Raw genomic sequence first — 14,047 nt, forward strand, 5'->3', positions numbered from 1 at the left:
TATCGGGTCTACTTTTTGTATTTCTTGATTATTTCTTGATTATTTATTGATAGCTCCGGCAATTGTGCTATCTCACCCGCATAACCTGAGCCACTGCCCGGACTGCCTCCGGAGTTGATTTTAACGCCAGTGCCAGACAAGGTCACACCCGAAGGATCAACCTTCACAAAACTGCCTCCGGCTTTTAGCGTGATCTCTGCGCCAGCTTCAAACACTATTTTCTGCCCAGAGCTTAAATGCAGCTCATTCCCAATGTCAGTCAAAGACTTATTCTCTACTTTACTATGTTGAGAGCCCTCCACTTGTTGGTGAGCATCGCCTTTGGTGGTGTCGAATCGGCTACCTTGAACGGTTTTGTGATGATCGGTTTTGATCTCCTGAAAGCGTGAATCATGAACTGTTAAATGGTCGTCATTGAATATTTCTTGAGTGCGATCATTTTGCACTAACATATCCATATCTTTGGCGGCATGAATAGAGATCTGTTCACTCTTTTTCTTATCTTCAAAGCGTAATTCATTAAAATTATCGCCGCCAAGTGATGATGAGGTTTTGAACGTGCTGCGAGTTTTACTGCTAGGGAGCTCGTAAGGGGTTCGATTTTGTCCGTTATACAGTGAGCCCGTAATAATAGGGTGATCCGGATCGCCATTAATAAAGCTCACGATCACTTCATGCCCAATTCGAGGAAGCACCCATTGCCCATAGCCATTGCCAGCCCAACCTTGAGAGGTTCGTAACCAGCAACTGGTTTTCTCGTTAGCTTTACCTTCACGATCCCAGTGAAATTGAACTTTTACACGGCCAAACTCATCACAGTAGATCTCTTCACCTTTAGGGCCGGTCACGATAGCGGTATCAATATTGTTAATGATAGGTTTTGCTAACGCTGGAGTGCGAAAAGGAGTATTCCAAGGTGTGCAGATAAACTGAGCGTGGTAGGAACTTGCTCCATCTGCATACTCTTCCAGCACTTGAGGTTGCTTGCCTGAGTGCTGCACTTCGTTGACGAGCCAATCGACATTCCAATCCGTTCTCTTAGGGTAGTTCAATAGTGGCTGGAAATACCCACAGGTGATTTGGCTGCAGTTACTTTGTGCATGCACCACAACCTGTTGGCTGCGATGTTGTTCTAGAGCGAGCGTTGCCAAAGCGTTGGCACATCGCTCTGTGTGAAACCCTCCAGGGTAGTGGTAGTCTTCTAACGATCGCTGATTAACGATGTTGGTTTGAGCTAGACCTTGGGGAGTGAATTCAGGTTTTCGGAAATCAAAATCTTGTAATGTAATGTTGCCTGTTTTGGTCTGTTGTTTGAGCTGAAAGGCAAAAATAGCGTCACTGTCTGCCTTTAGTCCAGCTTCTTGATTATACGGAAGTGCGGGCAGTTGCAAGAAGCCATCTTGACCATCAGCAATGATCATTTTGTGGCCATTTAGGTGGTGTTCAAAATGGTAGTGAAGGCCCTCTTCGCTCATTAAGCGCTGGATAAAATCGAGCTCTGACTCACCATACTGCACGCAGTAATCTCTTGGTTGTTGCGCATTCGAACACCTAAATTGGTACTCGCTAGATAAGATCCCGGCATCATTCAATATAAGAGTGATGATCTCTGATACGGTTTTATCTTGAAAGATACGGTGCCCACAGCGATGTTGGAGTAGCGCGACTTTTGGCGTAATGCTCAGTTGATATTGACAGTGCCGGTCTGTATGAGTGAGTTGCTCAATACCATAGATAATACCGTTGATATAACGATGATCATCTTGCTGTTCATTGTTAGGGTTATTATTTTTTAAAGTGAGAGTGACAGGGAGTTGCAGCCAATCTTCAAGCTCTAAATTTGGTTCATCACAAACAATAGTGACTTGAAACAGGAAATTTTGGCTAATCTTCTCGACACCTTCAAAGGCATACACGCTGAGTGGTGTCTCGATAGATGCAACATCAATGTTAAATAATGTTCGATTGGCTGGCAGTGCCATAGGTGTCACCCTCAATAACAATAAAAAAAGAAATAACGCGAAATAAGAAAAATTCTTAAGGCATAGTTTATGCGTTACCTCTATAACTGAAAAACGGTCGCGTTAAGAGAATATGATTTGGGTTAATAATCGCATGAGATCCGCCATGACCTATCCTTGGGAGTTCGAGACTAAAATTATTTTCACTGTAGTGCGATTAGCGTGCCATATTTTAATTTGATAAAAATCATATGGTTATGTTTGCGGTTTTATTGTAGAAAGATTGAAAGATTGAAAATAAAGCATAAAAGCTTGAAAAACCATCAGGGAAATTATTATGCCAATATAGTAGTGAAAGGAGATGGCTTTAGGAGAGGGGCGATATTGTTACTCTATCCGGAAAAGCAATATCTTGATTGTGTAATAACTGGCACGGTATTTTCCTTGATTCTTTTTCAATAATTCCGGCTTTATTTTCAAGCTTTCACATAATAGGATTCTAACGTTGATGTTTAACTATTTGATTTATATGTAAAATAAAACTGGCACAGTTATCGCTATGTTGAGTGGGATCATACATTCACTTAACTAAATAGGGTAGCAATATGCCAACTCCAGCTTATATGCGCATTGAAGGCGAAAAACAGGGTCTGATCAGTGCGGGTAACTTTACTGAAGATTCTGTCGGTAACATTTTCCAAGAAGGTCATGAAGACGAAGTAATCGTTCAAGGATTTGAACACCAGGTGGTGCTTCCTCGTGATCCACAATCGGGTCAACCTACGGGGCAACGTGTCCACAAGCCAGTCAAAATATCTAAGATTTTTGATAAATCCTCACCGCTTATGTACAACGCATTAACTTCTGGTGAGCGCTTACCGAAAGTAGAAGTTAAGTGGTACCGTACCTCTTCTACTGGAACCCAAGAGCACTACTTCACCACCACATTAACCGATGCGATCATCGTTGATATCGTGGCAAAAATGCCTAACTGCCAAGACCCAGGCTTATCTCACTTCACACACTTAGAAGACGTATTCATGACGTATCGTGCCATTGAGTGGACTCATGAAGTGGCTGGAACGTTTGGCTCTGACGACTGGCGTACAGCAATGAGCTCATAAGCTCTTCGTCATGTTTATGGTTTCAAGATAAGCAAATCAAATAGGGAGCGAGTCTCCCTATTTGTGTTTCTATTAATAATTAACACAATGGAAAATAGGTATGGCAATGGCAGCCAATCAAGCGCAATTTACTATTCAAGTCGCCACAATAGAGACCACCCCGTTAAAGGTTTACGGCTTTGAAGGCTACGAGGGGATCAGTCGAAATTACACTATGGCAGTGACTATTGTATGCGATAAAGCTGATTTGGAGCTTGAAAATTGGCTACAACTGCCCGTTTGTTTGATCCTCGAAACCAATAACCCGCAACAAGAGGCCAATCGTTATATTCATGGCATGGTCTATAGCATAGAGCAGTTGAGTTTAGATCCAACTAACCCATTAGATCGACACTGCCGCTATAAACTGACCATTACTCCAAAAATCGAGCGATTAAAACATCGTCGTAATCATCGAATTTTCCAACAAAAAAGTGTTCCAGAGATCATCGAACAGATCTTGGTGGATGCAGGTATTTTCGGCAATGAGTACCAATTTAAGTTTTCATCAGAGCATAAAGCGCGAGAGTATTGTGTTCAATATGGTGAATCCGATCTCGCCTTTATTCAGCGGTTAATGAGTGAAGAGGGGATCCACTATCATTTTCAACATTCAGAGCATAGCCACTTAATGGTGATTGCCGATGGTCAAGATGGTTTCTTACAACTTCCCGCTCTTCCCTATGCTCAACATAATGGGATGACCAAAGAGCGCGATATTATTTCTCAGTTTCAGGTGAAACAACAAGTGAGCACTGGGAAAGTGACCCTTCGAGATTATCACTTCAAAAAGCCAGAATTTAAGCCTCAAGGGCAAAAACAGACCAATATCGTGACAGAACAACCTCTTGAGTGTTATCAGTTTCCTGGCCAATTCAAAACCGAGGCAGTGGCCAAACGTCGAGCTTCTATTGGATTAGAGCAGCACAGAACAGAGCATACTCTTATCACTGGTCGTAGTGATGCCCCACAAATGACCAGCGGTTATTATCAGCCGCTTATCCAACACCCAAACCAAGCGTGGAACGATGATTGGTTGGTGATTGGTGTGATCCACAAAGGAAAACAACCTCAAGTATTGGAAGAGTTTGCAGATGGGGCGGCAACCTATCAAGCCGAGTTTACATGCACACCTTGGGATGTGCCTTTTCGCTCGTTAACGCAGCCTAAACCTCTCATTCATGGTGAGCAGACCGCTTTTGTCACCGGGCCAGAAGGGGAAGAGATCTATTGCGATGAATTTGGGCGTGTGAAAGTCCAGTTTCATTGGGATCGAGAAGGGCAGGCCGATGAAAAAACCTCTTGCTGGTTACGAACCTCTCAAGGGTGGGCAGGAAACGGCTACGGACAATTTATACTGCCGCGCATAGGCCATGAAGTGATTGTGAGCTTCATGAATGGTGATCCAGACAAACCCGTGATCACCGGGGCGGTGTATAACGCAAAAAACAGAGTGCCTTATGAACTGCCAGCAAACAAAACACGCAGTACCTTTAAAACCTCATCCTCAATGGGCGGGGATAACTTTAATGAACTCAGTTTTGAAGATAAAAAGCAGAGTGAGCAGATCGCCCTTCATGCCGCTAAAAATCTCGATGTACAAATTCAACATAATCGGACTCAAGAGATCCACCAACAAGATCACCTCACCGTTCATGGCTCGCGTTACCAAGAGGTGAAGCGTGATAGCCATACCACAGTGAATGGAACTCAATTTGAAACCATAAAAGGGGATGATCATCAGCAGGTGGGAAAAGAACGCCATACCGAGGTGGGGTCGAAACTACTGAGTGAGGTGGGCTCAGAAATCCATGTAAAAGCGGGTCAAAAAATTGTGATAGAAGCGGGAAACGAAATCACAGTGACCGCAGGCGGCAGCTTACTCAAGGTAGATCCCTCAGGGGTAACACTACTTGGGCCTATGGTGAACATTAACTCAGGAGGCTGCGCTGGCAATGGCAGTGGGATCGCTCTTTTGTCACCAGAGTTACCTTTTGTGAGCTCACCATCGACAAGTGGTAAAGGGCTACCGTTAGTGGAAACGCAAGAGCATACGGCGGACAAACTGGTTCTGCCAAATTATGAAGCTTTAGTGAAGCGTGGATCCGCCATTGTCGAAACCTGTACCTGTGGAGAAGCGAAACCATGTCCTATTCATCCAAAATAAGCGAACTTGGTATTACAGAGGTTGATGCCCCAGAACTCGGCAGCCATTACCACTACGCCATCATTGAACAGACTCTGTTTGAAGATCTGCTTATTTTTATTTATCAACTGCCCGTTGTTCCGCAGTGGTGTTACTTGTTTAAGCAAACCGATTATGAGGAAAACGCCAGTAATGGCCCCATTCTATTTGAAGTCGAAACGGTTGAAGTCATGGCATTAATCGCCAAACGATTTGAAGAGGGCTTTTCAGGGGCATTTATATCATCAGTGAATGCATTTGATGTGTTACAGCCTCAACTTCAGCGGGCGCTTACTATTAAAAAACAGAGTGGTAACCGTGCGCTGAGCCGTTTCTATGATCCGAGAGTGCTGACTGGGCTACTTGGCTCGCTGTCTCAAAATGAAGTGGTTCAATACCTAGGGCCGTTAGCCTCCATTCAATGGTATGCCTATTCTCACTGGCTTCAATTCGCCCTCTCTAAGTCGCTTGAAAAACCAATAGAGCAAGTGCCAATTTTCATGCTGAGCGACGAGAAAATTAAGCGGATGGATGCTATTCGGCTGTGGGAAATCAAACAGTATTTGATCACTCGATACGCATCGTTTGTTGAGTCGCCAAACATCACGGCTCTCATTTTTGATGATGCAGAAAATCACGGAGCGCAGTCGGCAAGAGAATTAGAGTCTTATCTGCGGCTTAGGATCACCATCAACTCATTACATTCAGAGCCCGAATGGCTAACTCGCATTATGCAAAACAATGAATCCCCCTTTCTCACTAGAGTAAACATGGCTCAAGACAGTGCCCAACAACAGGATATGTGATCATGGAATATACGGTACAGAAAAATGATAACTTAACCAAGATCGCGAAGGAGCATGGCTACACTGTTGATGACATTATTGCCTCTAATCCCAACTTGGAAAGTGATCCCGATACCATCATGGTGGGGCAGACCGTTTCGTTGCCAGAACAGAATTTTGATGAAACCAGTGACACACAGTTATGCAACGAAGCGGATCCACAATGTAAAGGCGCAGAAGCGTACAGTTTGGTCTATTTCTCTGGTGAAGGACCCGAAAAAATGTGCCTGCTGGATAGTGTTCAAACCAATGAGTTAAAAGTGGAAATCAGTACTGTTGAAGCTATGATGAAGGAGTTTGGTCGCATTGTTGCAAGTGCCGATTCCGATGAAAATACCGCACAGAAGAAGCGTGATTGGCTGATAAAGGCCGCTCGCGAAGGGTTAATAGATTACGATCCGCCAACAGAAGAAAATGCTGAAGATTTGGTCAAGAAGCCGGATGAAGAGGTCACTTTAATGGGGAAAATTACGGCGTTAGAAAAAGAGGAGAAATACCTTTCCGGGTACACCCCATTTTTGGAAGCGCATTTTTCAACCGATTACAGTGTGAACTGGAAAAAATTAAAAACGCGTCGCATACAAGCCATTAAAAAGAAAATAAAAGAGCACGAATCCGTTCTGGTGACATTAAAAGGGGCGCTCTCTAAACCGACAGAAACTAATGCTAAAGCCGTGATGCCAACATCGAATAGTAAAAAAAAATCGGCCGCGATATGGAAAAGTAGAGGCTTTCAAGAGCTGATCATGATCACCGCTGAAGGTGACAGTAAGAGTTGGGGGTATGTGCGCAAAGATTTCGCTGACAAGAAGCGAACGGCATGGTCGAGGCTCACATCGGTAGAGAATGTTAGAGCTGCGCTGCCTAAGAAAAGTGACTCAACGAATCGAACCGATTATGCGAAAAAGATAGGGGCGGCTCTGGCAAAAGATATCAAAAAATCTATTAAAGACGATGCTCAGAAATCTCCGCTAGGCAATATTGAAGCCAAATTAGTCACTTGGAACGCGCCGGGGTTTTTAGTGTTTGATGATTTAGAGTTCAAAGCGTCATCAAGCTCTGGCGATGATAAAGGCGATGTACAGCATGAATTGAATGCAGAAGCGCAGATGTTACGATTTGCTGCTCAAGCCAGTGCTGGTGTGAATGCTTTTGATTTAAACAAAGGCGAGGTTGATATTGGTGCAAAGGGGCAAGCCTCCTTTAGTTTGGCAGAGGGAAAGATCTCATACGACAATTATTACCCTTCGAAAAAAGGTTATAACGCAAGCTTAGTGTTTACCAATGCTAATGGCGTTGAAGAGTACATGTATTTTGGGCATTTTCGCTGCCATGCGATGTTAATTTTGTCGGCGTTTGTGGGCGCGACGTGCTCGGCAAAAGCAGAAATTAGAACCAGTATTGGTGGACGAAACCAAACCTCTCACCAAGTGGCACTTAACGGCAATACTGGCGGAGGAGAGGCGTTGTTGGCTCCTCAAGTAAGATCGTCTACTTCACGCGGAGGCAGCGTGGGCGTACAAGGTGATGGGTTTGCAGGCGCTCAGTGTGGTGGAGTGCTGGCAGGAAACATCGAATGGGAGTCGCCAGAAAACTGGGATCAAGACAGCTTTAAATCTTTGGTCGGAATTAAAACCGAAGGCAATCTTGCACTTGGCGGCGGGCTTGGTTTTGATTTTGAGATTGCTTTAACTCGTGAAGGAAAATTTCAATTTAACTGCCACGCTCGTTTAGTGTGGGGGCTTGGCGCTTCTGGTGGCTTTGGGGTCGAGGTGGATGGCGAACAAATTTGGGAGCTACTGATCATTGTTTATCAATGTTTGGAAAGACTTGATTACCGAAAATGGAAAAATCTGACCTTAGAAGCATTCAACCAATGCAACCGAATTATCATTTATACCCTCACTCAACCAGCGGCGGCTTTTTCTCACACCGCGCAGATGCTTCGTGGTGAGATAGATGCATGGTGGAAAGTTCGCTGTGAAGGTATTGAAATAGAGAGAGTAAAAATACAAGAAGCTAAACAACTGGCGAAAAATATCAATACCGAAGCGACTTTTAATGAGCTGAATATCAACCTGTTGTTACCGGAATCGATTGGCGTGATGTTGAACACCTTACTGCCGACTCAGTTATTCGGTTTTGAGGAGGCACAAGAGCGAGCGATTATTACGCTGCTCTCTAGCATCACCAGTTGGCGAAAGTTTGAAGAGGTACTAGCAAGAATCAACGCTACGGGCAGTAAAGTGGAAGGTGAGGAAGCCATATTTGAGAACTTCAATCGTTTAAACGGTATTTTAGATCTTAGGGAGAAAAAAGAGTTCAACGAGTGGATGTCTCAGTTAGCACTTTCTGATCAGCGAGATGAATCTAAATCGATGATGCTGGCTTATACCACTACGCCTTTTAACCAAAAACGGGAGCTTATCGAGTATCAGTTGGCTCGTTTGAACACTCACCGTTCACAGGCTTACGCATAGAATAGCCGCTGAATAGTACACGTATGGCGGCAAGGGTGGGCACCCCACAGACGGTCGCGGCTTCCCTTCGTTTTACTTAGAAGTTTGAACGGCGACCGCCAGTGGAGCCGTCACTCTATCTGTTATTGATTGGCGGCGCAGCGGAAACCATATTTCGCAGAATAGTATTTACCAACCGGATTAAAACCAATTCGATTGGCGGTCATGGAGAATTTAACACTATTTTGATAGCTTCCTCCTCTGGCTACTTTTAGCGCCCCATTATCTGGCCCTTGCGGGTTTAACTTGGGTGAGGCGTGATAATAGTTCGGATCATACCAGTCATTGACCCACTCCTCAGCATTACCTGTCATATCATAGAGTCCAAGAGGGTTCGGGGGGTACGAGGCAACAGGGTGAATTTGGTCATCGCCGGCATAATTAATACCAAACTTATTATTGTTGTACTCAATGAAGCCATTATCGGTGGCGTAGTAGAGGTTTTGGCCTCGGCTGCGGGCGGCGTATTCCCACTGCGCTTCGGTAGGCAGGTCAAACTTGAGACCGGTGAGGTCACCTAGCCACAAGCAGTGATTTTTGACCTCTTGCCACTCCTTGGTCCAAGCGGGAGTATTGAGCTGGAAGTAACTCTTAGTATGATGAAGCTTTCTACGTTCGTTAAGTGCAATCTCTTGTCCTTGACTCAATCGAAACGCATCAAACTCTTTCCACGTGGTCTCATATTTGGCAATCGAGTAATCCGACAGCGTCACTTCATGTTGAAAGTAGGAGCCGCTATTCGTGGTGCTGTTATTAAAAAACGATTGGCAGTTGGCGTCTTCTGTCCACACTGGGCGGAGCATGTCTCGATTAGGGCCGCCATCGCAGGTGATTTTAAAGTCCCCCATGATGAAGGTGCCCCCTTTCACGGCGATTTGGTTCTCAATCGCCTCTACCCCCACTTCCAATATCATCTGCTGAGTTTTGGTGGGCAGGTCGGAGTAGTGAGTGTGGATATACTGTTTGATGCTGTCGATACGCGCTTGTGAGACCGTTTCACTTTTTACGTCAATATCGCTGCTGCACGCGACTAATAAGGGGAGTGCGATGGGTAAGCCTAGCCATGGTTTCATTGTGGTTATCCGTTGTTTTTTTATGGGGAGCATTATAAGCAATGGCGTTCACATAAGACATAACGAGCAGATAGTTAACGTGTTTTTCTCAAGTTTGATACGTGATTGAAATGGGTAAGCTGATGCTGACATAGGTGCTCACAGCTTGGCTTCTTTTAGCTGTTCTTAGCTTTTACTTGGTATTCACTTTGAACGGCGACCGCCAGTGGAGCCATTGCCCTATCCGTTATGGATTGGCGGCACAGCGGAAACCGTGCGCGGACGAATAGTATTTACCGATTGGATTAAAGCCAACTCGATTGGCAGTCATCGAAGCAGCTTCACCATTACCATAACTGCCACCTCTGGCAACCTTTAGCTCTCCGCTACTAGGCCCTTGTGGGTTTAACTTGGGCGAGACGCGATAATAGTGTGGGTCATACCAGTCATTGACCCACTCAATCATATTGCCCGTCATGTCGTAGAGCCCAAGAGGGTTGGGTTCAAATTGACCGATTGGGTTGGGGCCGTCACCACTATAGTTAATACCAAACTCTTTCCACCCTCCGTTACTAGTGTAATCAATGAAGCCATTATTAGTGGCGTAGTAGAGGTTTTGGCCTCGGCTGCGGGCAGCGTATTCCCACTGCGCTTCGGTAGGTAGGTCAAACTTGAGCCCGGTGAGGTCACCTAGCCACAAACAGTGATTTTTGACCTCTTGCCAATCCTTGGTCCAAGCGGGGGCATTTGTTTGATATCTGGGTTCTGCTTTATTGCGTTCTCTTCGTTCTTTACGAACAATCTCTTTCCCTTGACTCAATCGAAACGCATCAAACTCTTTCCATGTGGTCTCATATTTGGCAATCGAGTAATCCGACAGTGTCACTTCATGTTGAAAGTAGGAGCCGCTATTCGTGGTGCTGTTATTAAAAAAAGACTGGCAGTTGGCGTCTTCTGTCCATACCGGGCGGAGCATGTCTCGATTAGGGCCGCCATCGCAGGTGATTTTAAAGTCCCCCATGATGAAGGTGCCCCCTTTCACGGCGACTTGGTTCTCAATCGCCTCTACCCCCACTTCCAATATCATCTGCTGAGTCTTGGTGGGAAGGTCGGAGTAGTGAGTGTGGATATATTGTTTGATGCTGTCGATACGCGCTTGTGAGACCGCTTCACTTTTTACGTCAATATCGCTGCTGCATGCGACTAATAAGGGGAGTGCGATGGGTAAGCCTAGCCATGGTTTCATTGTGGTTATCCGCTGTTTTTTATGGGGAGCATTATAAGCAATGGCGTTCACATAAGACATAACGAGTAGATAGTTAACGTGTTTTTCTCAAGTTTGATACGTGATTGAAATGGTTAGGTTTATGTTAACATAGGTGCTCGAAGTTAACTGCGACGGCCAGTGTTAAAATCAGTTATATAGACTGTTATCGATAGTTTTTGACGGTAGGAAATAGCGATGCCAGTTATCATTGATCTGATCATAATTGAAGGTGCAAAAGTCTTTACGATCGGTTAAGTAATCATTCTCTACTTCATCGAGTAGCGCTTGATGTTTTTCAGGATCACTCCCGTATACTAGGCATAAGGTAGAAAAATAGCGCTGCAAATCGAAACTATGTTCATCGATATACTCACCGAAATCATAATAGTCAGGCCTGTCGTCAGATTCGAAAGCGAACATATCAGCGGCACTGATTGCTGCATCATCTCCTTGATCTACATAGTTAAGCATCAGGATAGTCGCGAAGTTATCGACCGCATCTTCCTCTTTTCCTAGTATCGCAATATCTTGATCAGCAATAAACGCATGCCCGGCCTCATGCAATAAAGTGTGCAGTAGAGTGTCTATTGCCCCCAGTTGCGCAGATTTCTGAAATTTTTCCTCATACTTATTTTTTTGAAAGTAAGATAAAGATTCTTGATAAAAGCGGTAAGGGATATAAATAGTATGTTTATCAGGATCATATAATGGCCCTTCAGTACCACCATATTGAATGGTTAATGTCTTATTAAAAGGGAAGGATTGATTGGACAGCTCTATTACCGTTTGATTGATGCCACTAGCTTCTATTTGCTGTTTCGCTACCTGCTCTGCAGAGTTGTCAGGAGCCGAAAATTGAATGATCATATTTGGTTTGGCTGCGAGGGCAGGAGAAATGCACAAACAAGAGTAAGTGATCGTGCTAAATAATCGTTTCATCAAAATCAGTCCCTTTTATTTTCAATGTTATAGCTATACCGCATTATTATCATTTAAACAAATGGCGGTATGGTGAGTATCGTTTTATAAACAACATCATTAACGGTATTGATTTTGGAGAAATGTTTCGTTTAAAGCTGAGGTGAAGATAAATTTCGGCAGATGAAGACGATGTGCTATAATCCGCGCCCGATCCGATTTGGAGCATAACTTAGGGTATTTTTATGAGTGTTAAAAACGAACTTCAAGAAATTAACAATCGTCTAGATAAGTGCCGTCACAAAATGGCTGCCGCTAAAACTCGTCAAGATCGCCCTGTGGTCCGTCAGTTTGAAGAAGAGATTAAAAAGTTAACCAAAAAAGTTGCACAGCTTAAGCATAAGCAGAGCTATGACGTGAACCAAGAGCGTAAAAGTTTAGTTGATATGCCTTTCAAGCGTGCAATTACTAAAGCGGAACAAGCTGATATTGGTAAATTGAAAAAATCAGTGAAAGACCTAATCATTGTTCATCCAATGACTAAATTAGGCAAAGAGCTACGTATTGAAGAAATGACAGGATTTGCACCTAAAGCATTTTAATTCTTTAGATTGTGCGAAAAAAGGAGCTTAATAGCTCCTTTTTTGCTTTTTTACTTCTAAGTAAACAAGCATATAGGCGTAGCCAAGGCGTTATGAGGGAGATCATAAACAGGCTATCGCTGATACATACCTAACGTGCGCGTAACATTGTGCGCAATCAACTTTGTACTGTGGTGTGATTTTTATTCATTTCGATTGAGATAACCACACCAAACTGAGGACACATACCAGCCAAGGTACTTAACTATTACAACAACTCTCATTAAGGATGATGATTGAGCAAATATAAGAGGTTATATGAATCAATTAATTTCAGTAGGGGCATTAGAGTCTTTTCTTATTGCCATCAGCGTGCTATTTCTCGGCCACTTTGTTAATACTAAGCTTCCTACGTTAAAGAAATACAACATTCCAGAGCCAATTGTTGGTGGACTTATTGTCGCCATTATTATCACTGTGCTGCACTTCAATGGCTTAGATCTTGAATTTTCTCTACCATTACAAAATACCTTCATGTTGATGTTTTTCAGCACTGTAGGGCTTGCCGCTAACTATACTCAGTTAATGAAAGGTGGTGCGAAGGTCTTTATCTTCTTAGGCATTGCATCGGTATACATCATTATTCAAAACGGTGTCGGGGTGTCATTGGCAACCGCTTTAGGACTCGATCCCTTAATGGGGTTGATTGCTGGATCCATCACTCTATCTGGTGGTCATGGTACTGGTGCCGCATGGTCACAAACCTTTGCTGAAAATTACGGTTTGTCTAATACCTTAGAAATAGCGATGGCTTCCGCGACCTTTGGTTTGATTATTGGCGGTATTATTGGCAGCCCAGTCGCGCAGAAGTTGATCGATAAAAATAACTTTGAATCAGACTACGGTACTGGAACTCACACACATGAGCGCTTCCCTGAGTTAGTTACCTATAACGAATATGAAGAAGATAAAGTCACCGCAAAGAAAGTGATTGAAGTGCTGTTTATTCTTCTTATTTGTGTGACGGGTGCTAAGTACCTTGAACAATGGGTAAGTACCTTTGAGATTAAATGGTTAATGATCCCTGATTTTGTATATGCACTGTTTATCGGTGTGTTTATTACCAACGTGATGGAAGTGACGAAAGCTCATAAGATTGATACCGAAACGGTGGATATTCTCGGTACGGTGTCTTTATCACTATTTCTTGCGATGGCGCTAATGAGCCTCAAATTATGGAACATCTTCGATTTAGCTATTCCATTCTTAATGATCTTAGCTGTTCAAGCGGTGATTCTAGGTATCTTCGCTTATTTCGTGACATTCAAAGTGATGGGTTCTAATTATGATGCGGCGGTTATGGCTGGTGGACACTGTGGCTTTGGCCTAGGTGCTACACCAACTGCTGTAATGAATATGGGCTCATTGGTTAATCGCTTTGGTCCATCGCCACAAGCATTTATGGTGGTGCCTATTGTCGGTGCATTCTTTATTGATATCGTAAACCTGATCATTCTTCAAGGTTACATTTCGTTTATAGGATAAGCGGTAAATTA

Annotated in this window: 10 protein-coding genes; 6 read left to right on the forward strand and 4 right to left on the reverse strand. The window is 43.8% G+C overall.

All coding sequences use genetic code 11. The features are described 5' to 3' along the window. Nucleotides 1-8: 8 nt before the first annotated feature. Nucleotides 9-1,982 (reverse strand): type VI secretion system tip protein TssI/VgrG, encoded by a 1,974-nt coding sequence (gene tssI / locus F0249_RS01610; RefSeq protein WP_253825259.1) that lies wholly within the window; start codon nucleotides 1,980-1,982, stop codon nucleotides 9-11. A gap of 584 nt (nucleotides 1,983-2,566) precedes the next feature. Between tssI and F0249_RS01615 the strand changes: the two genes are divergently transcribed. The 4 genes from F0249_RS01615 (at nucleotide 2,567) to F0249_RS01630 (ending at nucleotide 8,634) form a co-directional block, all read left to right on the forward strand. Beyond that, nucleotides 2,567-3,085, forward strand: a complete 519-nt coding sequence (locus F0249_RS01615; RefSeq protein WP_171755616.1) for an Hcp family type VI secretion system effector — start codon at nucleotides 2,567-2,569, stop codon at nucleotides 3,083-3,085. Between the two features lie 100 nt (nucleotides 3,086-3,185). Beyond that, a complete protein-coding gene (locus tag F0249_RS01620) occupies nucleotides 3,186-5,291 on the forward strand; it encodes a type VI secretion system tip protein VgrG (protein WP_171755617.1) in 2,106 nt (701 codons plus the stop codon). Beyond that, nucleotides 5,270-6,115 (forward strand): DUF4123 domain-containing protein, encoded by an 846-nt coding sequence (locus F0249_RS01625; protein WP_171755618.1) that lies wholly within the window; start codon nucleotides 5,270-5,272, stop codon nucleotides 6,113-6,115. Before F0249_RS01620 ends, F0249_RS01625 begins: the two co-directional genes overlap by 22 nt. A gap of 2 nt (nucleotides 6,116-6,117) precedes the next feature. Next, nucleotides 6,118-8,634, forward strand: a complete 2,517-nt coding sequence (locus F0249_RS01630) for a LysM domain-containing protein (RefSeq protein WP_171755619.1) — start codon at nucleotides 6,118-6,120, stop codon at nucleotides 8,632-8,634. Nucleotides 8,635-8,756: 122 nt separating this feature from the next. Here F0249_RS01630 and F0249_RS01635 read toward each other — a convergent pair whose 3' ends face one another. The 3 genes from F0249_RS01635 to F0249_RS01645 form a co-directional block, all read right to left on the reverse strand. Further along, entirely contained in the window at nucleotides 8,757-9,746 is a 990-nt protein-coding gene (locus F0249_RS01635; RefSeq protein ID WP_171755620.1) for an SUMF1/EgtB/PvdO family nonheme iron enzyme, read from the reverse strand. 226 nt (nucleotides 9,747-9,972) lie between these two features. After that, complete coding sequence (locus tag F0249_RS01640; RefSeq protein ID WP_171755621.1) at nucleotides 9,973-10,971, reverse strand: SUMF1/EgtB/PvdO family nonheme iron enzyme; 999 nt, start codon at nucleotides 10,969-10,971, stop codon at nucleotides 9,973-9,975. Between the two features lie 168 nt (nucleotides 10,972-11,139). Beyond that, the gene (locus tag F0249_RS01645; protein ID WP_171755622.1) at nucleotides 11,140-11,931 is read right to left on the reverse strand and encodes a DUF4344 domain-containing metallopeptidase; all 792 of its coding nucleotides are present in this window, start codon (nucleotides 11,929-11,931) and stop codon (nucleotides 11,140-11,142) included. Between the two features lie 224 nt (nucleotides 11,932-12,155). Here F0249_RS01645 and F0249_RS01650 point away from each other — a divergent pair, with 224 nt between their 5' ends. Together F0249_RS01650 and gltS are read left to right on the forward strand one after the other, a co-directional pair. Continuing rightward, on the forward strand, nucleotides 12,156-12,512 hold the full coding sequence (locus F0249_RS01650; protein WP_171755623.1) for a YibL family ribosome-associated protein: 357 nt from the start codon (nucleotides 12,156-12,158) through the stop codon (nucleotides 12,510-12,512). 297 nt (nucleotides 12,513-12,809) lie between these two features. After that, on the forward strand, nucleotides 12,810-14,036 hold the full coding sequence (gene gltS, locus F0249_RS01655) for a sodium/glutamate symporter (protein ID WP_171755624.1): 1,227 nt from the start codon (nucleotides 12,810-12,812) through the stop codon (nucleotides 14,034-14,036). Nucleotides 14,037-14,047: the final 11 nt, after the last annotated feature.

This window comes from Vibrio sp. 03-59-1, assembly GCF_013114135.1.
GTDB classification, from domain to species: domain Bacteria; phylum Pseudomonadota; class Gammaproteobacteria; order Enterobacterales; family Vibrionaceae; genus Vibrio; species Vibrio cortegadensis.

What these genes read in the sequence shown, in the direction of transcription:
- tssI (WP_253825259.1), bottom strand. Translation starts at nt 1,982, where the DNA reads ATGGCACTGCCAGCCAATCGAACATTATTTAACATTGATGTTGCATCT.
- F0249_RS01615 (WP_171755616.1), top strand. Translation starts at nt 2,567, where the DNA reads ATGCCAACTCCAGCTTATATGCGCATTGAAGGCGAAAAACAGGGTCTG.
- F0249_RS01620 (WP_171755617.1), top strand. Translation starts at nt 3,186, where the DNA reads ATGGCAATGGCAGCCAATCAAGCGCAATTTACTATTCAAGTCGCCACA.
- F0249_RS01625 (WP_171755618.1), top strand. Translation starts at nt 5,270, where the DNA reads ATGTCCTATTCATCCAAAATAAGCGAACTTGGTATTACAGAGGTTGAT.
- F0249_RS01630 (WP_171755619.1), top strand. Translation starts at nt 6,118, where the DNA reads ATGGAATATACGGTACAGAAAAATGATAACTTAACCAAGATCGCGAAG.
- F0249_RS01635 (WP_171755620.1), bottom strand. Translation starts at nt 9,746, where the DNA reads ATGAAACCATGGCTAGGCTTACCCATCGCACTCCCCTTATTAGTCGCG.
- F0249_RS01640 (WP_171755621.1), bottom strand. Translation starts at nt 10,971, where the DNA reads ATGAAACCATGGCTAGGCTTACCCATCGCACTCCCCTTATTAGTCGCA.
- F0249_RS01645 (WP_171755622.1), bottom strand. Translation starts at nt 11,931, where the DNA reads ATGAAACGATTATTTAGCACGATCACTTACTCTTGTTTGTGCATTTCT.
- F0249_RS01650 (WP_171755623.1), top strand. Translation starts at nt 12,156, where the DNA reads ATGAGTGTTAAAAACGAACTTCAAGAAATTAACAATCGTCTAGATAAG.
- gltS (WP_171755624.1), top strand. Translation starts at nt 12,810, where the DNA reads ATGAATCAATTAATTTCAGTAGGGGCATTAGAGTCTTTTCTTATTGCC.